Origin of the sequence: Gilliamella sp. B3817 (assembly GCF_026536705.1) — a bacterium.
Lineage (GTDB): Bacteria > Pseudomonadota > Gammaproteobacteria > Enterobacterales > Orbaceae > Gilliamella > Gilliamella apicola_I.
This window is the reverse complement of sequence record NZ_JAFNNV010000001.1, coordinates 55,764-78,116: the sequence shown is the minus strand read 5'-3', so window position 1 is coordinate 78,116 and position 22,353 is coordinate 55,764. Positions and strand designations below refer to the sequence as shown.

Sequence of the window (22,353 nt, the reverse complement as noted above, 5' to 3'; positions counted from 1 at the left end):
ATTTTCATTACAAGATGGGTTAAAATATGTTAAAAGAGTAAGGAAATAATAAAGGAAATGAAAAAGTGAGCAATTTAATAGGGGTCATTCGTTTAGGTGACTCAACTGATCATGGGGGAAAAGTCATAACTGCCTCATCGACAATGATTGTTTTAGGTAAGCCTGTAGCTCGAGTAGGAGATTTAGTTAGCTGTCCTATAAAGAATCATGGGGTTAATCCTATCATTGAAGGAGAATCAAGTTTTACAGATCAAGGTAAATGTATTGCTTTGGATGGTCATAAAACTGCTTGTGGTTGTTCTTTAATTTCATCAGTATCTAAGGTTGGGAAAGCTTAATGCCAGTGGATTTAACATTACTACCAAAACCAAAACCAGAAGTTAAAAAAATAAATCGTTGGTTTTGGGTTATATTGCTTGTTGGGTTCATTTTGTGCGGAAGTATAATTACCTTTGTGCTGAGTTTTTTTTACAATATCCCAAATAATTTATTTATATCAGGTTTCTTTTTATTTCCTTTTTTTGCTTGGTTGCTTATATTTTTAAATGGTATTTATTTTCATGGTTACCGTAAAAATTATAATAAAGAATGGAATTTACATCGTGAACGCCGAAAGCAACAGTTAATCAAATATGGACAAAGAGGGTTGTATGTTTTAGAACATGCGCTTGTCACGCAACAAGGTAATACCGAAAATGTTCGTGCATTAAAAAATAAAAGTTTTCAGATGATCGCGAAACAATATGGTAATGATGGTGCTGTTATTGCTTACACATCTTTAATAAATGATTACAAAAACAATGATAGTAATTATAACTTTTTGAAATCAGTATTTGAACAATGGAAAGCAAAATTTAAGGTTAAATTTTTGACTTTAAATAGTAACATCAATATTCATGTAAGGTTATTTTTTGAATCGGAATTGGAAGAAAATAAAATGGAGGTTTTATGGTCTGAAACTTTGGGAAAAATTATCAATGACCCTGCCAGCTTTAAAATTGAAGAGCCAAAAAATTCTTCTACATTTATAGAATCGTGGTTAGATAACAGTCAGCATGATAATGAATTATTGTTAGTCATTAGTAGTCATATGTTTCAAACTCCAGTTAAAAATGAAGGTGAATTCATTTCAATGTTATTGTTAGCTGGTGAAAATGTAGATAAAAATTGTTATGCCTCTGATATTAGTAAATCAGGTGTTAAAGTCCATCGTAGTGAACAAACTAATGTATTAAATAATACTATTGATAATGCTTTATTGTGGAGCAGCGATATTGCTGCTCCATATGATATTGTTTGGTGTAACTGTATGACCACAGATATAAAAAACGACATCATGAATTATTTTAATGAAATCAGATTTGAACCAAAAGATGTTTTAGATGTAGAAAATTCAATAGGTAATGCTGGGTTATGTTCCTATTGGTTAAACCTTGCTTTGGCTATTGAAAATATAGTTCAATCAAAAAATAAACAATTAGTAATATTAGGTTCTCCTTATGTTACTGCCTCAGTTGTATCGTGTTTGCCAGAAGAAAATAATAAGAGAAGTGAAAAAAATGAAAAACTATAAACTTATTTGGATGTTTTTGTTGCTAATTGTTGCAATGATTATTGTTGTTTTGATTTGGCAGGATAATTTTTCATTTCTTGTATGGAATACCGAAAAAGTTATCGCGTCTTTATTAGTTATCATTTTTGCGTTATTCCTATCTCATTTCCATGGACTTATTAATTTGTTATCACATAAAGTGATGGAATTGGATTTTCAGCGTGGAGATAAAACGAATATTGATATTGATAACAAAAAACAAAAAAAAGAAAGCGTTACTGATTCTTTTGTGGAACCAGTCAAATTTATGCGTCATCGTCATGGTCTTTTTTGGCGTTATAAAATTAGAAAGTGTCTTGTTATTGGATCATATACTGATGTCGAGTCCGTATTCCCTAATTTACAAGACGATAAATGGCAATTATGTGATAAAACGTTAATGGTTTATGGTGGTGATATTGAACATGAGCTTGATACATCTTGGTTATTGGCATTAAAAAAACGTTTTTCTCGCTGTATTCCTTTTGCGGCTAAACCGTTGAATGCCATTATATGGGTAATGCCTAAATATTATCTTGACAGTAATCGTCAACAGCAAGTGTTGATTGAAAAAGCTTTACAGCAAATAGAAGCACGTGACAAATTATTGAAGTGGTCTGCTCCGCTCTATTTAGTTGCGCCACAAAATAGTGAATGGCATCAAGTAGGTCGTATCGAACAAAGTGTAGGCGTCATTTTCCCATCATTAAATCAAGAATCGTTGCAATCAATCGACACGTCATTGTATCAATTGTCCCAAGAGTGTTGTATACGTGGAATGCAACAAGTTAAAGGCTCAATTACTCACGATTTTTTATTAAAAATAAGTCAAAAATTAACTAAAGGTGATATTGAACACATTAAGCGTTATTTGGGAATGTTTACCGCTTTTCCGTATTCACCTTATGTTCGAGGGCTATTTTTTGTACCTCATCAAGTCTTTTCAGAAAATGAAGAATTAAATTTTGATAACTATTTAGTGATGACCCCAACTTGGCAATCAATTAGTGATGATGCCAATGCACAGTTAGGAAAACGTATGGGCATTCGTTGGGGAATGGTGTCTTGCATCTTTTTACTTGGTGTGTCTACGTTGCTTGGTTTAGGTGTTTTAAACTCGTATTTCCGAAATTCAACCCTTATCAACGATAGTATTAAATTAGTAAAAAATGCGGATAGTTCGATTCAACAAGACTTAACAACCAAATTACAAAACCAATTTGAATTACAACAACGTATTGAGCAGTTACTTTATCGTAAACAACACGGTGCGCCATTTAGCTATCGATTTGGTTTGAATCATAATAATGAGCTTTTAGAAAATTTGTGGCTTTCTTATCGAGTGACCAATTCTAGAAATATTGCCACTCCGTTTCATAATCTAATGACAGATTATTTAACCTTGCTAACAGAGCTACCACCAGATAGTCCAGAGCGTTTAAAATTAGCCGATTCAGCTTATGATTTTTTAAAGGCTTATTTAATGTTAAGTCATCCGGATAAAAGTGATGGTATTTATTTAAGTCAGTTCGCTTCACAAAAATGGCGAGCACCAGAAGGTATTAGTGATGGTGATTGGCAACGATTAATGCCAGATCTGGTCCGTTTTTGGGGACAAGTATTAAAAAGTAAGCCAGACTGGGCGCTTCAAGAAGACAAACGTTTGGTCAATGGTATACAAAAAATATTGATTAATAAAATTGGTGTTCAAAATGCCGTTAACACGCTTTATCAAGATATTATTCAGCGTGCAAGTCAACAATATACCAATCAAAATTTAAATCAATTACTTGAAGGAATTGATAGTAATATTCTCTTTATTAATGATGTTGAAGTTCCCGGTATTTTTACCCGTAAAGCATGGGAAGATACTATTAAAAATGAAATTAATAGCGCAGCTAAATCACGTAAAGAGCAAATTGACTGGGTATTGGGCGAAGATAGCCAAAGCAATTTAATTGCTTCAATATCCCCCGATGTGTTAAGACAGCAATTAAAAGATCGTTATTTTAGTGAATATGGAGCATCTTGGGCGTATTTTTTAAATAATATTCAATGGCAACCAGCTAATAATGTGTCTGATGTTATTGAGCAATTGACTTTATTGGCTGATAATCGTCAATCCCCTTTGATTGCATTAATTAATGTCGTTAAATATCAGTCTGAAGTTGATTATTCTGGCGATGGACTGTCCGATAATTTAATTCGTACTGCACAGCAAATCATAGGCAAAAAGAATCAATCTGTTATTCCTTTAGCAAATAATGAGGCTTCAGGACCTTTAACAGAAACTTTTTCACCTATCGTGAACTTAATCAAAAATGAAAATAATAATCTTTCATTACAAACCTATCTTTCACGAGTCACACAAGTCCGCTTAAAATTGCAAAATGTGACCAATAGCGCAGATCCTAAAGCAATGATGCAAGGACTTGCTAAAAGTGTATTTAAAGGCACGTCAGTTGACTTGACCGAAACACGAGATTACGGAAATTTAATTGCCGCTAATTTAGGTAATGAATGGTCTGGATTTGGACATAGTTTATTTAAGCAACCGCTTGAGCAATCGTGGCAGGTCGTATTGACCCCAGCGACTGAAAGTTTTAACGAAATTTGGCAAAATTATATTGTGCATCAATGGGAAAAGTCATTTGCGGGTCGTTATCCTTTCAAAAATAGTGAAAACGAAGCGTCGTTTGCTGAACTTGCTCGTTTTTTACGTAGTGATACAGGCATTATCGACAATTTTATTATAAATGAATTAGGTGGCGTCTTAGAAAAGAAAGGGGGCAGATGGGTTGTTAATACGGTGAACGCTCAAGGACTTAATTTTTCACCGAAATTTATCAACGCATTGGAGTTATTTAACGATTTATCATCTGAATTAATCACATCAGGTGATGTTAGTTTAGCCTTTGATCTAATGCCACGCAGTGGCAATAATATTGTCCGAACTGAATTAATCATTAATAAACAAAAATTAGAATATTATAACCAAGCACCAACTTGGCAACGATTCAATTGGCCTGGTGATGGTTATTCACCTTATTCACAGTTAAGTTGGAGTTCTGATGAAACAGGATTAAAACTCTATGATTATTTCAATGGTGATTGGTCTTTGATTAGACTACTTGAAAAAGCATCAGTTAAACCACTTGATTCAAGTCGCTATGAGCTGGTTTGGAAAGTATCTGAGGAAGGTAGATTACGATATATTTTACGTACACAGTTGGGGCAAGGACCACTAACGTTATTAAAATTGCGTAACTTTACATTACCGAATAGAGTTTTTGAAAATTAATTATATGATGGAAGATTATTATGTTTAGCCAATTGTTAAACCGTTTATTTGGATCGCAAGATTCAAGTGAATCAGCTAAAAAAAATCTAAGTTTACAGTGGGCAGATTGGCTAGAGCCAATTAGTCTTGATAAACCAACGGGTGAAGATTTAACTTACCACGATACTTTTCAGGAAATAAAAGAAGAAATCGCTAAACTTTCCGGAATTGATTACGAGTTAGTCGCGACGGAAAGTGAAAATATCTTAAAGAAGAATAGCAAAGATGTACGTGTTGTTACTTATTATTGTTTGGCTCGATTACATATTGATGGCGCCAATGGTTATGCCGACGGTGTTGAAATATTAGCAGGTTTGCTTGAAAAATTTGGAACCTCTGTTTACCCTTCACGGCATAATATTCGTAAAAATGCGATAGAATGGCTAGCAAATGCAAGGTTTCTTGAGCCGCTTACCCAATTACAGCCAATTTCAGAAGAGTGTCTTTCGCGAATTATTTTAGCGCTAAATCAGATCGATAGTATTTGTCAAACGTTGTTTGTTGGCGAAACTCCAGAGCAGAAGCTTGAAGCACCAGATCTTTCTGCGCTTGTTCACTTTTTTAGCAATAATTTAAAGCAACCCGTTAAAAGTACTCAACCAGAAAACGCATCATCTTCTATGCCTGTTTCTGAATCAATGCCAGAATCTTTTCCTAAACTATCGGATGCTAAAATTGGTTCACAACGAGACTTACTTGATCAAGCTCGCAAAATGGCTGCATTTTTAAGAGAAAAGCCAGAAGGCTATCTTGCTGCAGGTCGTTTTTTACGAATATTACGCTGGGATACCATTGTCGATTTACCTCCAGCAGATCATCGAGGACGAACTCGTTTACCTGCACCAAGAGCAGAACTTAAACAAAATATTAGTCGTTTAATCATCCAACAACAATGGTCAGAGCTTTTTGAACGGGTGGAAGCGGCTTTTATGGAAGGTGCGAACCATTTTTGGCTTGATTTACAACGAGCAACAGTAATGGCATTACAGAAAATGGGTGCACCTCATCAAGCTTGGGCAGACATATTTTTAACGGATATTGGGTTGATGCTTGAAAGATTAAACGGCATAGAACGGCTTTCATTCGATAATGGCACACCGTTTGCCGATGATGAAACGCTCAATTGGATTGCAACCAATGCGCGCATTCATCATTTAGATGAAGGTGACAGTATTGAACCAATTTCGATTTCTGGCGAAAACGATTGGAATGAAATTGAAAAACAAGCGTTAGAATTGGCGCATAGTGAAAGTATTGAAAAGGCATTTCAGTGGTTGCAACATTTACCTACTTTACGCTCACCTAAACAACGTTATTTGCTGCAATATACGCAAGCAAGAGTCGCTGAGCAAATGGGTAAACAAGATATCGCTATGAAATTATTGCTTGGTCTCAATAGTCAGCAGCAAACAATGACACTTTTACAGTGGGAACCAGAATTAATATTTGATGTTAAACGTTTTTTATTAAAACTAATGAAGCAAAAAAATCAACTGAAAGATGGCTTTAAACCCGAGCTTTCAGAAAAAATTGATTTGTTACAGCACGAATTAATGCAACTCGATCCAGCTAGAGCATTAAGTGTTATGTAGCGTTAATCAAGCACCTTATTTATGGGGTAGTTAGTTTCAATAACGATATTACTAAACAGAATATACAAAAAAATAAAGAGATGAAAAATGGATGATTTAATTTTACGCTATTACGAATCAGAAATGCGGTATTTGCGAGAAGCAGGAAAAGAATTCGCCAAAATACATCCTGATAGAGCTAGTTTGTTAAACTTAGATCGTGTCGGTGATCGTGATCCTTATGTAGAGCGTTTATTTGAAGGGTTTGCCTTTCTAACTGGTCGTTTACGTCAAAAAATTGATGATGACTTACCCGAATTAACGGAAAGTTTAGTGACATTACTTTGGCCTCACTATTTACGACTGATCCCATCATTATCGATCGTGGAACTAACGCCAAATTATACGACATTATCACGTGAAGAAGTCATTCCAAAGGGATTGCAAGTGCAATCTGAGCCATTGGGGCATGTCGGTACACGGTGTCCATTTAGAACAACACAAGACGTCACTTTACGACCTATTAAAATAAGTCAAGCTAGATTAGGGCTAAGCCATGATGGTCGTAGCATGATTACTATTCGGTTGAGTATTACTGAACTGGCAGACTTTGAACAGTTGGATTTATCATGTTTACGCCTTTATTTAAATGCAGATGCCCCCATCGCATCAACACTACATCATGTTTTAACGCAGAAAGTTGGCTCAATTCACGTTCGTTACTCTGATGATCCTGAAACAAGAGTTTCGTTAAATGGTCATATTACCCCCGTTGGATTCAGCGAAGACGATCGCTTATGGTTAAAACCAGATAATGCATTTTCTGGCTATCAACTTTTACTAGAATATTTTGCATTTCGTGAAAAATTTATGTTTGTTGACTTGCATGGTTTAAAAACAAGCAATATATCAGAAGCATGTACTTATATTGATATTGAATTGACACTCAATCAATCATGGCCAACCGATATGCCTTTTGGCGATGATAATATTCGTTTGCATTGCGTGCCAGTCATCAACTTGTTTGATATGGAAGCCGATCCAATTGTGGTAAATCAGCTAGAAAGCGAATATTTACTTCGACCTTTATTACGCCAAGATGGGCATGTTGAAGTTTATTCTGTTGAACATGTAGAAGCTATTACGCGTGATGGACGTTATCGATATGTTCCATTCACGAGTTTTAAACACCGTGGAGGTATGTTACGTCATGATGCGCCAGAAAGGTATTATCATACACGAGTGAGAAGAGGTGCTTCCGGTTTACATGACACATGGCTGATTTTGGGCGGTAAAATTTGGGATAAAAACGAAATGCTCGAAACCGAGACTTTATCGTTACGTATAACAGGTACTAATGGTATGTTACCTCGTAAAGCTTTACGTAATGCTCGAATTCATGATCTTTCTGACTCAAATGGTAATATTGCTAAAGTACGAAATCTTTGTTCTCCAACAATACCTTGCTATCCACCAACTGAGGATCGCTTTTATTGGCGTGTTCTTTCGCATCTTGCCCCGAATTATTTGTCACTAATGAATGCTGAAGTTCTACGTGGAACACTCGCATTATATGATTGGACAGATAACGAACTTAATCGTAGACGCTTAGAAGGTATCGTTGAAGTTTCTCATCGAATGATTAAACGCACAGTTAAAGGTATGCTGCAACGAGGTATTGAAATAGAAGTCACTATCAATAGTTTTCAATTTACCGGGGAAGGTGATGTAATGCTGTTCGGCGAATTATTACATCAGTTTTTTGCTTTATATGCCGATGTTAATCTATTTACACAATTGGTTATTATTAGTCTACCTACAGGAAATAAAATTGTATGGAACCAGAGCAAAACATCGAAAACAGCCCTTTAATGCAGATGCTTGAAAAGCAACTGCCAAAAATTAATTTTTATCGTTTTTGTCAGTTACTTGAACAGTTATATGCAGACGAGCCTATATTGGGTAAAAGCGAATCACCAGCTGCAGATCCGTTGCGTTTTGCACCTTCGGTGGATATGTCTTTCCCAGCAAGTGAACTGAAATATATAGAAAAAGCACCCTACATAAATCGTCCAACAACAGTTAGAACACGTTTTTTAGGGTTGTATGGGGTTGATGCTGTATTACCGCTTGGTTTGCTTGATAAGATTATTCGGCGAGACGAAAATTATCAATCGATGACTGATTTTTTGGATATGTTCAATCATCGGGTCATTACTCAATTTTATCGTATTTGGTTGAAGTATCATTATCCAGCATGTTATTTAAGTGGTGGGCGTGATCCAGTATCAAAATGTTTGTCTGGTTTAATAGGATTAGGTGTAAAAGGTACTATTGAACAAATAGGTACGCCACTATCTCGATGTTTTGCATTATTAGGATTAATGTCTCAAAAAACACGTACAGCAGAAGGCATTATCGGATTAGTGCGTGTGATGGTCGATGATGCTCAAGTGAGTGTAAGCGAATTTTATCCTATTTGGCAGTCAATTGATTATCCAGCAAAATTAGGCGGTCAAGGGCCACATCGAATCGGATTAGATGGTGGTGCTGCATTGGGTTCACGTTTTAAAGAGTGTAATCAAAGTATTCATCTTGTTATCACGCCTCAACACGAACATCAAATTGCTGAGCTATTGCCCGACGGACAATTATTTCATGATATTTTAGCTTTATTACGGGCTTATTTAGGCTATCGTGTAGATGCCAAAATAACGCTGTGTATTAAGCGAATTTTTCTACCAAGAAGCCAACTAAAATCAAGAAATAGCAGATTAGGATTAACTGCTTCATTTAATAAAACTGACGAAAATAATCAACCTGTTGAAGACGAAATCAAAGTGAATTTGGGTAGCTATTCTGGTGTTGATTATCAAGTATATCAATCAAGGGACTAAAAATGAGAATAATGAAAACATTACTTGCTAGTTTATTAATCATTTCGCTAATGGGTTGTGGTATAGCTCAGAGTGTAAGTGAAACAGCGGTTGAAATCACGGATTCTGTCTTTAAATGGAATGTCAGAACATTACATTTAGATCTAAAAGCAAGGGCTGAATTAAATACAGATGATGATGGACGCTCATCACCCGTTGTGATCCGAATTTATCAATTAAAAGATGCTGATAATTTTAACGCTGCTTCTTATCAGGAACTCGTTGATAATGACAGCGAAATATTACAAGAATCACTCATTGAAAGCAAAGAAGTTGTACTAAAACCCGATACATCTATTTCAATTGATACACCATTTGATAAAAAAGCAGATGTAGTAGGCGTGATAGCGCTTTTCAAAGAACCAAATCTAAAAGATAACAGTTGGCGAATAGTATTGGAACGAGGCGATCTTTATATCACTGAACCACGCGAAATTATCGCGAGCCAATATAGCATTAAACTTGTGGAAGAAAAGTAAATGAGTGCTTCATTATATGACATCTTATATGGCTATTTTGAGTCTGGTATCCCGATAGATGAAATAGCCGAAAATGAACAAACCATTATAAGTGTAATGGATAATATCGAGCGTATTTTAAATAGTCGGGCAGGGGCTATCAACCATATGCCTGATTATGGGCTACCGGACATGTCCACTATCTTTCAGGCATTACCGTCATCAGCTTACGTATTAATGAGAGCCATAGAACAAACATTACTCATTTATGAGCCACGACTTGAATCAATAAATATCAATATTGATGAGAAAAATAAAGATTCTATGGTGCTTAGCTATGAATTAGTCTGTTATTTTAAAGAAGGTGGACTAGTCAAATACGGTACTTATTTTATGCCCGATGGTAAAGCACAATTAAGATATACCAAAAAAACAGCTCGAAATTAATGAAGGATAGATAAATAAAAAGCATAACAAATTAGTTAATAATAAAATAAAAATAAACCGTTTATATCTGTGTTAACAATGAACAGCATATCGGAGTAAAAATGCTTGGAGAACGAATAAAAATAGCTAGATGTAAACGGGGATTGAGCCAGGCAGAGATCGGAAAAAAAATGGGTAACATTTCAAGGGCAGCGGTTTCTAAATGGGAAAACGGAACCAACAAGCCAAAAGAGCTCGATTTATTGGCACATATCTTAAGGGTGGATATCAACTGGCTACGGTATAATAAAGGAGCAATGGAATCTAATGGCGTTTCAAAATACAAACTGAATAATAACAATTCTAAAACGTCCGATATCAGTACTAACTTAAACGATAGCGAAGTCGAAGTTGTTTTATATAAATCAATCGAGCTAGCTATAAATAATGAAGCACAAACAATCAACCCCAATTATAAAAAGGAACAATTGAGATTTTCCCGATCTTTATTAATAAAACAAAATATAGACGAGAATAATATATTCTGTTTTCTCGTTAACGATAATGGAATGAAGCCAGTTATACCTAAGGGCGCTATTGTTGCAGTTAATAAAGGCAAGCAGCAAATAAATGATGGTTCTGTTTACGCAATATGTCAATCTGATTTCTGTAGACTAAGACGTTTATACAGATTGTCGAATAATAGAATTAGGATAGTCTCTTACAATTCGTTGGAATATCCCGATGAAATAGAAGATTCAGAAAAAATAAAAATTATTGGTAAAGTTTTTCATTGCGCATTTGAGTTGGATTAAATGAGTGTTTTTAATAAATACGAGGTTAATCATTTTTTAAAAAATCTAATATGTAATACTTTGTTTAAACTCTTAACTACTTTTTCTGTTATTTTTACAACGTTTGCCAGGACAGTTAATGGTTATAACATTCGGCATAAGCCGAATAAAGCAAACACGCAAAGGCAAAATCAATATTGAATAGTTCGTCAAAATCAAACACCAAAAAATAAGATTTGATGTAGTCAACAAAATTGGTCGGTGCGCTGAAAAATTATAAAAGTGTGCGCCATTAAAAAATCGTTTTAAATATAGGTAACTATTTGATAAAATTCAAATTAAATTTAAAATTCGTCTTGAAACAAAGTGCCTAAAAAAACAACAAAAAGCCGGTAGAATTTTACATGCTCCTATTTTATTTAATAAACAATAGGTTATAATTAGAGTGTTCCCTGTATACACAGGGATAAACCGACAATTTGCACAGACGTTGGCAATCAAATGTTGTGTTCCCTGTATACACAGGGATAAACCGGGTTTTAAATGAGCATGAAAAAAATTGCCATTGTGTTCCCTGTATACACAGGGATAAACCGTTAATCAGTCAACAAGAATATGCAGACGCAGTGTGTTCCCTGTATACACAGGGATAAACCGGCGGTTAACGATGATGTTTTTGCAACAATGTAGTGTTCCCTGTATACACAGGGATAAACTGCTGTGACATTTAGGTAACATATTTAATAGAGTGTGTTCCCTGTATACACAGGGATAAACCGTTACGGGTATTAATTTTTTCCCGTTTAAAACAGTGTTCCCTGTATACACAGGGATAAACCGGATTTATAGTGACTGAATCTATTCTAGCATTACTTGTTCTCATTTAATGCGAGAGGAGCTATTAAATATTTTCCTTAGTTCAAATCCCCATTTACTGAAAAAAATACTCGGATGTATTATTAAATAAGTAATCACAACCATAATAATACTTAGTAGTTAAGGTTAGTTTGATTTGTACTAATTTATTAAATGAATTTTAGCAGAATTGAAATTTTTTGCTGAATATGAAAATCAGTAAGAATTATAAAATGAATATAATTTTTTCATAAGTACATTTATGTTTGATCCAAACGTATAGAATCGCACTATAAATTGATTATAGGTCTCGATACTGAGGCAGTCAATAAACACAGTGAAAATAATTAATAGGCTCTATATATTATATATTCTTATAAAAACAATTTATGATCAACATTACACTTTAACTATTTTAAATGTAATAAAATATTAATTTTTTAGAGAGATAATTTATGAAAGAAAAAAGTTGTAGTTTACAAGTAATCTGTGAAAACGGCATGACCCTGCACGGTACTGCCGCTATGTTAAAATTTATAAATCTTCAAGGAGGGTTTGATGCTTTTTTAAATGATTTCGCATCAAGCGTCGCTAGAAAATCTATTGATGAATACTTTAACAGAACTAAAAAAAAATAAAAGTAAAAATTAATTTCTAATACAATAAAAGCCTCTTGATTGAGGCTACTTTAATATTGAAGGGACATAATTGTACGGTTGTTGGTTTTTAATTATTTAAGTTTATTAAGTAGCAACGAACAACCTGCTACCTCATAAAATTAATGTGAATTTTTAAGAATAAATTACTTACTATTTCACTAATTTTAGCTAAGATATAAGTGTCTGTTTTTTATTTTATCAAATAAAATTATTGTGTTATTGGTGTTTTTAGCCAGCTGAAGGCATTATATTTTGATAAATATTAACAGTCTATAAAATCGCTTTAATTTATTAACTATATTTTCATGTATAATAAATGAATCTATATATCTATTTTTTAACAAAGGCTGAGTATTCTGAATAATATTCGGATTGATACCTATATTATATAACTCAAACAGAGAAATGATAATGCGATTATCTGCCCCCTAGATTGTTCAACAACTCTGTTCTTGGTTTTAGAATACTAAGCTCAAGTCCTGGTTGTTAATAAGAAAAAGAATTTTTTTTATTATTAAGCTTTTGTGTTTGATGTTTTCTGCATAAAAAATTCACTGTATTTGTTGTCAGTGCCGCCAAGTCAGATTAATAAAACTATTCCCCGTTTACACAAGAATATGCAATACTAACGCTGTGATAACAAACCCTTTCGTATCTGTATTTCTATTGATTTTATTTCATTTTTCAAATAATTGGAGTTTATTATGAAACTACGTAAAGTCATGATTATTGGAGTAGGGAATGTGGGATCCACGACGGCTTATACCTTGGTTAATCGTGGTATTTGTGAAGAAATTGTACTGGTTGATGTAAATAAAGATCGGGCTTATGGACATGCTCAGGATTTATTAGATGCGGCTGCTTATCGGCAAAACATGATTAAAGTCAGTTTACGTGATGCCAATGATTGTGCTGATATTGATATTGCCATTATTACGGTTACTTCGGGATTAGCGCAAAAAAGCCGAGCGGAGGAGCTAGCTGGTACGTCAAAAATTGTTGCAACGATTGTGCCCGATATGATGAAAAATGGTTTTAAAGGGATTTTTTTAGTGGCGACTAACCCTTGTGATGCGATTACTTACCAAGTTTGGCAATTATCAGGTTTACCTCGTCATCGGATAATTGGTACTGGGGTTTGGCTTGATACAGTAAGATTACGTCGTTTATTGGGAGAACAAATGGATATTGGTCCACAAAGTATCGATGCGTTTATTGTTGGCGAGCATGGCGATTCACAATTTCCCGTTTGGTCGCATTCATCGGTTTATGGCATTAACCTTAATCATCTCGAAAAAAATAGAATCGATTTTAATGATATTGGCAGCAAAGCGAAGAATAAAGGCTTTGAAATAGCTAAATTTAAGCATTGTACCGAATATGGTATCGCCAGTACGATTACTGAAATTTGTCAGCATATTTTTACTAACAGCCATCGTGCGTTAGCATTAAGTTGTATTTTACATGGGGAGTATGGTTATCAAGATGTGGCAATAGGTGTGCCTGCGATTTTAGATCAGCATGGTATTAAAAAAATTATTGAGTTAGATTTTTCAGATAATGAAAAGCAGTTATTTAAAAATAGTGTCGAGATTATTAAGGGTTATATTGCACATATTAAATAAGCGTGTTTGGTCGGATAGTTGTTTTATACTCAGTCAACGGATATATCACCCAGAACGCTAATATTAGTTAGCGTTCTGCTATAAAGGTTTGGCAACTTATTATTTCATTTTGTATATTTTAAAGATCTTTAAGGTTGATCGGCAGGAAACACCACACCTGTTTGCTTTCTTATTTCAGTCAAGATTGTTGATGATAGTTTCGAATAGGCTAAACCGTTATGATCTACGTTGCGTTGTCGATATAGCTTAGCGAATTCTTCTGCTTCGTAATACATATCATTATTGTGTTGTGTAAGGGTGATTTCTTTTTTTTCACCGATTCTTGGTTGATAAATAACGCGCTCACAAGTGGCAAGATTTTCAATAATAAGTGATCCATTTTCGCCTTGAATTTCACTAGGAAGGTAAGAGTTACTGACTTTTGAATGCCAAATGATGACATCAAAATCGTCATAATTAAGTAAAACACTGCCATGCGCATCGACACCAGACGCAAGTTTTGTCGCACTGGCATTTATTTTATTGGGATATCCCCATAATCCTAGTCCAAAATTGAGTGGGTAAACTCCAATATCCATTATAGAACCATTTGAAAAGGTGGGATTAAACGTGTTGGGATTATTGCCATTCAAATAACTTTCGTAACGGCTGGAATATTGACAGTAGTTGAGTAGTGCTTTGCGAATTCTTCCTAACTTTGGAAGATAATCCCGAATTAATTGATAATTGGGCAAATAAACGGTTTTAAGTGCCTCAAAAATAAGTTTTTTATGTTGTTTGGCAATATTAATTAATGTTTGGGTTTCCATCAAATTCGAGGTTAATGGTTTTTCACATATTACATCTTTATTATTTTCCAACATCAATTTGGCTTGTTCAAAATGGAGTGAGTTTGGGCTGGCAATGTAAACAACGTCGACATTGGCATATTGAGCGAGCTCGGTGAGCTTATCAAATATCGTATTAACTTGGTATTTTTTTGCCAGTTCATTGGCTTTATCGATATCACGGGAATAGATAGCGGTTAATTGATATTGTTTAGTTTGTAATGCCGCATCAATGAATTTTTCAGTGATCCAATTGGTTCCAATTGTTGCTAATTTAATCATGGTTAATCTATCTATTTTTTTGAAGGCTTAAACTATTTGATTAAGATTTAGGACTATTCACTTTAATCAATGCCCGTAAAAGTGAATAGTCTTCCTTTATTTAATTCGAATTGGTTAAAAAGAGTTTTAACGATGGATTTTCAGTTTCGTTATGGAAACCATAACCTAATTCGGTTAAGTGTTTACCAAAATCATGGCTATTGGTTTGGTCAATTTCAAATGCAGCAAGAACGCGACCATAATCAGTCCCATGGCTTCGGTAATGGAACATTGAGATATTCCAGTTAGTACCAAGTGTTTGTAAGAATTTGAGTAATGCCCCTTGCGATTCTGGGAATTCAAAACTGTAAACTTGTTCTTGAATTGGCTGACAAGGCTTGCCACCAATCATATAGCGAACATGCAATTTAGCCATTTCATCATCAGTCAGGTCAACCACGGGATAACCGGCTGAAGTGAGTTGTTGCATGATGTCATCTTTTTCACTATTTTTAGTGATTTTAACACCTACAAATATGCATGCCGATTCTTCATCATGATAGCGGTAATTGAATTCGGTGACTGAACGCCCCCCCAAGATCTGACAAAATTTTAGGAAACTGCCTTTTTTCTCTGGAATCGTCACGGCGATTAAGACTTCTCGTTTTTCACCCAATTCACAGCGTTCTGACACATAACGTAAATTATGGAAGTTTAAATTAGCTCCCGATAAGATATGAGCAAGGTTTTCACCTTGAATATTGTGTTTTTCAACGTATTTTTTCAGTCCCGCCAGTGCGACCGCACCCGATGGTTCAGCAATGGCACGAACATCATCAAATAAATCTTTGACAGCCGCACAAATTTCATCGCTATCAACAGTAATAATATCATCGATATATTGTTGGCAAAGTCTGAATGTTTCATCACCGATTCGTTTAACGGCAACCCCTTCAGCAAATAAACCTACTCGATTTAAATCAACTGGGTGACCTGCATCTAAGGCGGCTTTTAAACAGGCTGCATCTTCAGGTTCAACTGCAATGACTTTAATCGATGGCATAATTTGTTTAATTAGGACTGCCACACCTGCTGCAAGTCCACCACCGCCAACGGGGACAAATATGCGATCGAGTTTGGCATTTTGTTGCAACAGTTCCATGGCAATACTGCCTTGTCCGGCAATCACCAGTGGGTGATCAAAAGGGGGAATAAAAATGCGTCGTTGTTCTTTGGCTAATTCTAAGGCTTTGGCTTTGGCTTCGTCAAAATTCGCACCATAAAGTAAAACTTCACCACCGAATCCTTTTACTGCTTCCACTTTGATGTCCGCTGTCGTTAACGGCATAACAATGAGCGATTTTATACCTAATTTGCTAGCTGAAAATGCCACACCTTGTGCGTGGTTTCCAGCTGAAGCAGCAATAACGCCACATTGTCGCTCTTCTGGGGAAAGGCTGGCGATCATCGCTTGTGCACCTCGAATTTTAAAACTGTGCACTAGCTGACGATCTTCACGTTTGACAAATATCTGATTGTTTAGTCTGGCAGATAGTTTATCCATTTTTTCCAGCGGTGTGACTTGCGCCACATCATATACGGCACTGCAAAGCGTTGCTTTTAAATAATCAGCACCAGTCAGTATTGTTTGTTGTTTCACTTTTAGCCACCTAGTTTACTTTTATCGCGGACAGCACCTTTATCAGCACTGGTCGCTAAACTTGCGTAAGCTTTTAGGGCAAACGACACATAGCGGTCACGATTATGAGGGGTAAATGCTTTGTCGCCACGAGTGAGCTCTGCCACCCGACGACGTTCTAGTTCATCTTCAGGCACATCTAAAACTAATTTTCGATTAGGAATGTCAATATCGATAATATCGCCATCACGTACCAGACCAATTACGCCACCGTTAGCCGCTTCTGGTGAAATATGTCCAATGGATAAGCCTGATGATCCGCCTGAAAATCTACCGTCAGTAATGAGTGCACAAGCTTTACCAAGTCCCATTGATTTTAAATAGCTGGTAGGGTAGAGCATTTCTTGCATTCCCGGCCCACCTTTTGGGCCTTCATAGATGATCACAACGACATCACCTTCTACTATTTTTCCACCTAAAATGGCATCAACTGCATCTTCTTGGCTTTCAAATACTTTTGCAGGCCCTCTAAACACAAGATTTTCAGCGGCAACACTGGCCGTTTTTACGATAGCACCATCTTGGGCAACATTACCATAGAGTGTGGCAAGTCCGCCGTCTTGGCTATAAGCATGCGCTTTGTCACGAATACAACCATTTTCCCGATCGTCATCCAGTGTGTCCCAATAACAATCTTGTGAAAATGCTTTCGTTGTACGGATGCCAGCCGGCCCACTGCGATACATTTTTTTTACTTCTTCATCTTGGGTTTGCGTAATGTCATATTGTGCAAAGGTTTCTTGTAATGACAGTCCTAGCACATTGTGAACATTGCGATTTAGTAGTCCTGCTTTGTCAAGTTCTGACATGATGGATACCACACCGCCCGCCCTGTGTACATCTTCCATGTGGTATTTTGCTGTACTTGGCGCAACTTTACACAGATGCGGTACTTTACGAGATAGTCGATCGATATCTGACATCGTAAAATCAATTTCACCTTCTTGCGCTGTTGCAAGCAAGTGTAAAACGGTATTGGTCGAGCCTCCCATCGCAATATCGAGTGACATGGCATTTTCATAGGCTGCTTTGGTGGCGATGGCTCTTGGTAGATAAGATTCATCATCATGTTCATAATAACGTTTGGTAATTTCAACTATGCGTTTGGCCGCTTTTAAAAAGAGTTGTTCACGTTGCTTGTGAGTGGCAATGAGGGATCCATTACCGGGTAACGAAAGCCCTAAAGCTTCGGTTAAGCAGTTCATTGAATTCGCTGTAAACATGCCGGAACATGAGCCACACGTCGGACAGGCTGATTCTTCAATCGCTTTGCTGTCTGCGTCACTGACATTGGGGTTGGCGCTTTGAATCATGGCATCAACAAGATCAAGTTTGATGATTTGATCTGAAAGCTTGGTTTTCCCAGCTTCCATAGGGCCACCAGAGACAAAAACCGTTGGGATATTTAAACGGAGTGATGCCATTAACATACCGGGTGTGATTTTGTCACAGTTGGAGATGCAGATCATCGCATCAGCACAGTGCGCATTGACCATGTATTCTACAGAATCGGCAATAAGTTCACGTGAAGGTAACGAATAAAGCATACCACCATGCCCCATTGCAATACCATCATCTACTGCAATGGTATTAAACTCTTTAGCTATACCACCTGATGCTTCAATCTGTTTAGCCACTAGTTGTCCTATGTCTTTAAGGTGGACGTGTCCCGGTACAAACTGAGTAAATGAGTTTACGACGGCGATAATAGGTTTACCAAAATCTTCATTTTTTACGCCAGTAGCACGCCATAAAGCGCGCGCTCCTGCCATGTTTCTGCCTTCAACGGAGGTAGCTGATCGATATCTAGGCATTTGTTGCTCCCAAGTTCTTATTATACTTGCGACCGATTTAATCGGTTTATCATTTTGATGAGTCCATCATGTTTTGATGTGCATCGCATTACAAAAAGTATTTATCCGCCGTATTAGTTAGCGGATTTTTTGAGATATTATTTAATAATATCTAACCAACCATATTTATCTTCTGTTTTACCGTTAAATAACCCGAAGAATGTTTGTTGGATCTGTTTAGTGATTGGGCCACAACGTCCAATACCGACTTGAATGCGGTCAACGCTTCGTACAGGTGTAATTTCGGCAGCGGTACCGGTCATAAAGACTTCGTCAGCTAAATAGAGTGATTCGCGCGATAAAATTTGTTCACGGACTTCGATACCCAAATCACGAGCAAGCGTTAATACGGCATCACGAGTAATACCAGGAAGTGCAGAGCAAGATAATACAGGGGTGAATAGTACACCGTCTTTAATGATAAATAGATTTTCACCCGCACCTTCTGAAAGATGACCATGTACATCTAAGGCAATCCCTTCTTGGAAACCATTAGCACGAGCTTCTGAGCCAATTAATAATGATGATAAGTAGTTGCCCCCAGCTTTTGCTGCTGCCGGAATGGTATTGGATGCGACACGATTCCATGAAGAAACCATCGCATCAATTCCTTGATCTAATGCATCTTCACCTAAATAGGCACCCCAAGGGAAAGCGGCAATCATGACATCAGTTTTATAACCAGCAGGGGGATTAACGCCCATCCCGACATCACCAATAAATACAAGAGGACGAATATAGGCACTTTCTAAGTTATTTTTCTTGATAGTTTGACGCGTTGCTTCCATGATTTCTTCAATCGTGTAAGGAACAGGAAAACGGTATATTTTGGCTGAATTTAGCAATCGTTGTGCGTGTTCTTTATGACGAAAAATAGCAGGGCCTTGATGAGTTTTATAACAACGAACTCCTTCAAAAACTGAAGTACCATAATGTAGAGCATGAGACATGACATGAATTTTAGCATCTGCCCATGGAACCATTTCACCATTGAACCAAATATAATCCGATTTTGCTGTAGAACTCATTTTTATTTCCTCTTAAATTTTACTTTTGTTTAGCATAGATATAGCTCGGTGCTTTCAACAATAAACGGTCAAGCATTATACTATACTATCGATTTTGTTTAACTGCTAAAGTGTATACTTTTATAAATTTAACTTATTATTTCATCATGATTTATTATTGAAAATAACTATATTTCAATCGATATCACGTCTACCAATTTGTCGATCTGATTAAGTAGTGCTGAAATAGGGCGCTTTGTTGTTAATGCTAAAGATAATGATAGTATCTGATCATCTTTAGTCTGCATTTGCATCTGTTTAATGTGACCACCACGGTGGCGTATAACCCGTAAGATACGCTCAAGTGTTCCTAATTTATCATAAGCGGTGATAGTAAATTGATGCTGATCTTTATTACTCATCCTTTACTCCTTACTGTTGTTATCTAACATATGTTCATTGGCAGCACCGGGTGGAACAAGAGGCCACACGTTTTCAAGCTCATCGATACACACATGTAATAAATAGGCACCTGTTGAATTTAATAGCGTATCGATGGCGCTTTGAATTTCTGATTTTTGGGTAATTTTTTGTCCGTCGATATCGAAGGCTTTAGCCAGCATTAAAAAATCAGGATTGTCAGATAAATTGGTTTCGCTGTATCTTTGATTGAAAAAGAGTTCTTGCCATTGTCTAACCATGCCTAAACGTTGATTATCAATTAATACAATCTTAATCGGTAATTTTTTGCGTTTAATTGTGGTCAGCTCTTGAACATTCATCATAAAAGAGCCGTCACCTGAAATGCATATCACACAATCATTTGGTCTTGCTAGTTGAGCTCCAATGGCAGCTGGTAAACCAAATCCCATTGTGCCAAGTCCACTAGAAGTAATAAAGTTTTGTGGGTGGTTAAATTGCATGTGCTGAGCTGTCCACATTTGATGTTGACCAACATCGGTAGTGACAATTGTGGTAGCTGTTTTTTGTTCAGAAAGGCTTTTGAGTAACGCTGGGGCATAGATAGGTTCGCCCGGATGATCATAGCGAGTTGGATACGCTTTTCGTAATTGGTCTATTCTTTTGTGCCAATCTTCTATCGATACGGTTTGGTGAATTAAAGGTAAGACTTGTTTGATATCGCCTTGTAACCCTAAATGCGTTTGCTTTAATTTATTAATTTCAGCCTGATCGATATCAATATGAATGACTTTAGCATGGCGAGCAAATTCATTCAGGTTTCCGGTAACACGGTCATCAAATCGTACCCCTAACGCAATTAATAGATCACACTCTTGCACGGCTAAGTTTGCTGCTTTAGAACCATGCATGCCAATTAATCCTAAATAATAGGGATTATTGATATCAGCAGCCCCTAATCCTTTTAAGGTTGAAACGCTCGGAATTTGAGTCATTTCCATAAATTGTCTTAATTCTGATATCGCGCCAGAAAGCCCAACCCCACCACCAATATAAAGCATGGGTTTTTTGGCATCTTGAATCATCGCTTTAGTTAATTTTATATCATCAGAAGAGATAACAAAGGATTCTGATTTGTTGAGATAACTTTGAGAAGTGTGGTTGGTTAAATATTGTTGGTAATCTAAGTTGGCAAGCTGGATATCTTTCGGAACGTCAATCAATATTGGTCCCGGTCTGCCTGAGTTGGCTAAGGTAAATGCCTCCTCGAATATATTGGGTAAGTCATGCGCATCATCAATTAAATAACTGTGTTTAGTACACGCCAATGACAAACCTAATACGTCAACTTCTTGAAAGGCATCAGTACCGATTAAGTTATTAGGTACTTGACCCGTTATTGCAACGATTGGAACTGAATCAATCAAAGCATCTGCAAGTCCCGTGATAATATTGGTTGCTCCCGGCCCCGATGTGGCAATACATACCCCTGTTTTGCCTGTCGCCCTTGCGTAACCTATAGCAGCCATTGCTGCTCCTTGTTCATGACGACATAACACGTGTTCAATACCGCCATCATAAAGGGCATCATACAGAGGCATAATTTGTCCACCAGGATACCCAAATACGGTGGTAACGCCTTTTTCTTTTAAGGTTTTTACTATCCACTGTGTTCCTAACATTTATTCCTCGCTCTTTTTTTCAGGTATTTGCATTGCTCATAAAAAAACCCCCGCTTTTTGGGGCGGGGGTTTTGGGTTAACTATGAAGCTTTTTTAACTCAAAGAACGCCCCCGCGCTGGAATAATGACCACGCTGACAAGAATGTTGATGAGGACGATAATAAGTGAAAAATTCATACGTTTTATTTAAATTTTTTTGTTTCTTTGAGTAAGTATTCTTAACAAAATACTCGTTTTAGAAAAAAATTCAACTGTTTTTTTGGGTTTTTTTAGAGTCTTGCTTTTGCGATTGCAAGAAGTTTTAAAATAATAAAGATTGATGTCTAAAAAGATTTGATTATGACACGAG

17 protein-coding genes and 1 CRISPR repeat array are annotated in these 22,353 nt (G+C 36.3%); of the genes, 11 read left to right on the top strand and 6 right to left on the bottom strand.

Annotated elements, in window-relative coordinates; translation table 11 throughout:
- Positions 1 to 65: 65 nt before the first annotated feature.
- The 11 genes from J3U36_RS00330 (at position 66) to J3U36_RS00280 (ending at position 14,255) form a co-directional block, all read left to right on the top strand.
- Positions 66 to 338, top strand: coding sequence for a PAAR domain-containing protein (locus J3U36_RS00330; protein ID WP_218837303.1), 273 nt, complete (start codon positions 66 to 68; stop codon positions 336 to 338).
- Positions 338 to 1,573 carry a hypothetical protein gene (locus tag J3U36_RS00325; protein ID WP_267379309.1) on the top strand — a complete coding sequence of 412 codons (1,236 nt, stop codon included), beginning with the start codon at positions 338 to 340 and terminating at the stop codon, positions 1,571 to 1,573. Before J3U36_RS00330 ends, J3U36_RS00325 begins: the two co-directional genes overlap by 1 nt.
- The gene (locus J3U36_RS00320; protein WP_267379312.1) at positions 1,560 to 4,892 is read left to right on the top strand and encodes an ImcF-related family protein; all 3,333 of its coding nucleotides are present in this window, start codon (positions 1,560 to 1,562) and stop codon (positions 4,890 to 4,892) included. Before J3U36_RS00325 ends, J3U36_RS00320 begins: the two co-directional genes overlap by 14 nt.
- 20 nt (positions 4,893 to 4,912) lie before the next feature.
- Positions 4,913 to 6,523, top strand: coding sequence for a type VI secretion system protein TssA (gene tssA, locus J3U36_RS00315; protein WP_267379315.1), 1,611 nt, complete (start codon positions 4,913 to 4,915; stop codon positions 6,521 to 6,523).
- 87 nt (positions 6,524 to 6,610) lie between these two features.
- Entirely contained in the window at positions 6,611 to 8,374 is a 1,764-nt protein-coding gene (tssF, locus tag J3U36_RS00310) for a type VI secretion system baseplate subunit TssF (RefSeq protein WP_065557841.1), read from the top strand.
- Positions 8,338 to 9,399 carry a type VI secretion system baseplate subunit TssG gene (gene tssG / locus J3U36_RS00305; RefSeq protein WP_065557842.1) on the top strand — a complete coding sequence of 354 codons (1,062 nt, stop codon included), beginning with the start codon at positions 8,338 to 8,340 and terminating at the stop codon, positions 9,397 to 9,399. The genes tssF and tssG overlap by 37 nt, the downstream gene beginning before the upstream one ends.
- A 2-nt stretch (positions 9,400 to 9,401) precedes the next feature.
- A complete protein-coding gene (gene tssJ, locus J3U36_RS00300; protein WP_267379321.1) occupies positions 9,402 to 9,917 on the top strand; it encodes a type VI secretion system lipoprotein TssJ in 516 nt (171 codons plus the stop codon).
- Positions 9,918 to 10,343 carry a type VI secretion system baseplate subunit TssE gene (gene tssE, locus J3U36_RS00295; RefSeq protein WP_065557844.1) on the top strand — a complete coding sequence of 142 codons (426 nt, stop codon included), beginning with the start codon at positions 9,918 to 9,920 and terminating at the stop codon, positions 10,341 to 10,343. It begins immediately after the preceding gene.
- A 101-nt stretch (positions 10,344 to 10,444) separates the two neighbouring features.
- Positions 10,445 to 11,137, top strand: a complete 693-nt coding sequence (locus J3U36_RS00290) for an XRE family transcriptional regulator (RefSeq protein WP_267379329.1) — start codon at positions 10,445 to 10,447, stop codon at positions 11,135 to 11,137.
- 424 nt (positions 11,138 to 11,561) lie between these two features.
- Positions 11,562 to 11,956: a CRISPR direct-repeat array (repeat unit 29 nt; unit sequence GTGTTCCCTGTATACACAGGGATAAACCG).
- A 470-nt stretch (positions 11,957 to 12,426) separates the two neighbouring features.
- A complete protein-coding gene (locus J3U36_RS00285) occupies positions 12,427 to 12,609 on the top strand; it encodes a hypothetical protein (protein ID WP_267379332.1) in 183 nt (60 codons plus the stop codon).
- Between the two features lie 725 nt (positions 12,610 to 13,334).
- Positions 13,335 to 14,255 carry an L-lactate dehydrogenase gene (locus J3U36_RS00280; RefSeq protein WP_220215396.1) on the top strand — a complete coding sequence of 307 codons (921 nt, stop codon included), beginning with the start codon at positions 13,335 to 13,337 and terminating at the stop codon, positions 14,253 to 14,255.
- 128 nt (positions 14,256 to 14,383) lie between these two features.
- Here the strand turns inward: J3U36_RS00280 and J3U36_RS00275 are convergent, their stop codons facing one another.
- From J3U36_RS00275 to ilvG, 6 genes are all read right to left on the bottom strand, one after another.
- Positions 14,384 to 15,364 carry a Gfo/Idh/MocA family protein gene (locus J3U36_RS00275; protein ID WP_267379335.1) on the bottom strand — a complete coding sequence of 327 codons (981 nt, stop codon included), beginning with the start codon at positions 15,362 to 15,364 and terminating at the stop codon, positions 14,384 to 14,386.
- Positions 15,365 to 15,464: 100 nt separating this feature from the next.
- Entirely contained in the window at positions 15,465 to 17,003 is a 1,539-nt protein-coding gene (ilvA, locus tag J3U36_RS00270; RefSeq protein ID WP_220215394.1) for a threonine ammonia-lyase, biosynthetic, read from the bottom strand.
- Between the two features lie 2 nt (positions 17,004 to 17,005).
- Positions 17,006 to 18,856 carry a dihydroxy-acid dehydratase gene (ilvD, locus tag J3U36_RS00265; protein ID WP_065557851.1) on the bottom strand — a complete coding sequence of 617 codons (1,851 nt, stop codon included), beginning with the start codon at positions 18,854 to 18,856 and terminating at the stop codon, positions 17,006 to 17,008.
- A 137-nt stretch (positions 18,857 to 18,993) separates the two neighbouring features.
- Positions 18,994 to 19,923, bottom strand: coding sequence for a branched-chain amino acid transaminase (locus tag J3U36_RS00260; protein ID WP_267379341.1), 930 nt, complete (start codon positions 19,921 to 19,923; stop codon positions 18,994 to 18,996).
- 167 nt (positions 19,924 to 20,090) lie between these two features.
- Positions 20,091 to 20,324, bottom strand: coding sequence for an acetolactate synthase 2 small subunit (ilvM, locus tag J3U36_RS00255; RefSeq protein ID WP_220215391.1), 234 nt, complete (start codon positions 20,322 to 20,324; stop codon positions 20,091 to 20,093).
- Positions 20,325 to 20,327: 3 nt separating this feature from the next.
- A complete protein-coding gene (gene ilvG / locus J3U36_RS00250) occupies positions 20,328 to 22,004 on the bottom strand; it encodes an acetolactate synthase 2 catalytic subunit (protein ID WP_267379345.1) in 1,677 nt (558 codons plus the stop codon).
- Positions 22,005 to 22,353 lie beyond the last annotated feature (349 nt).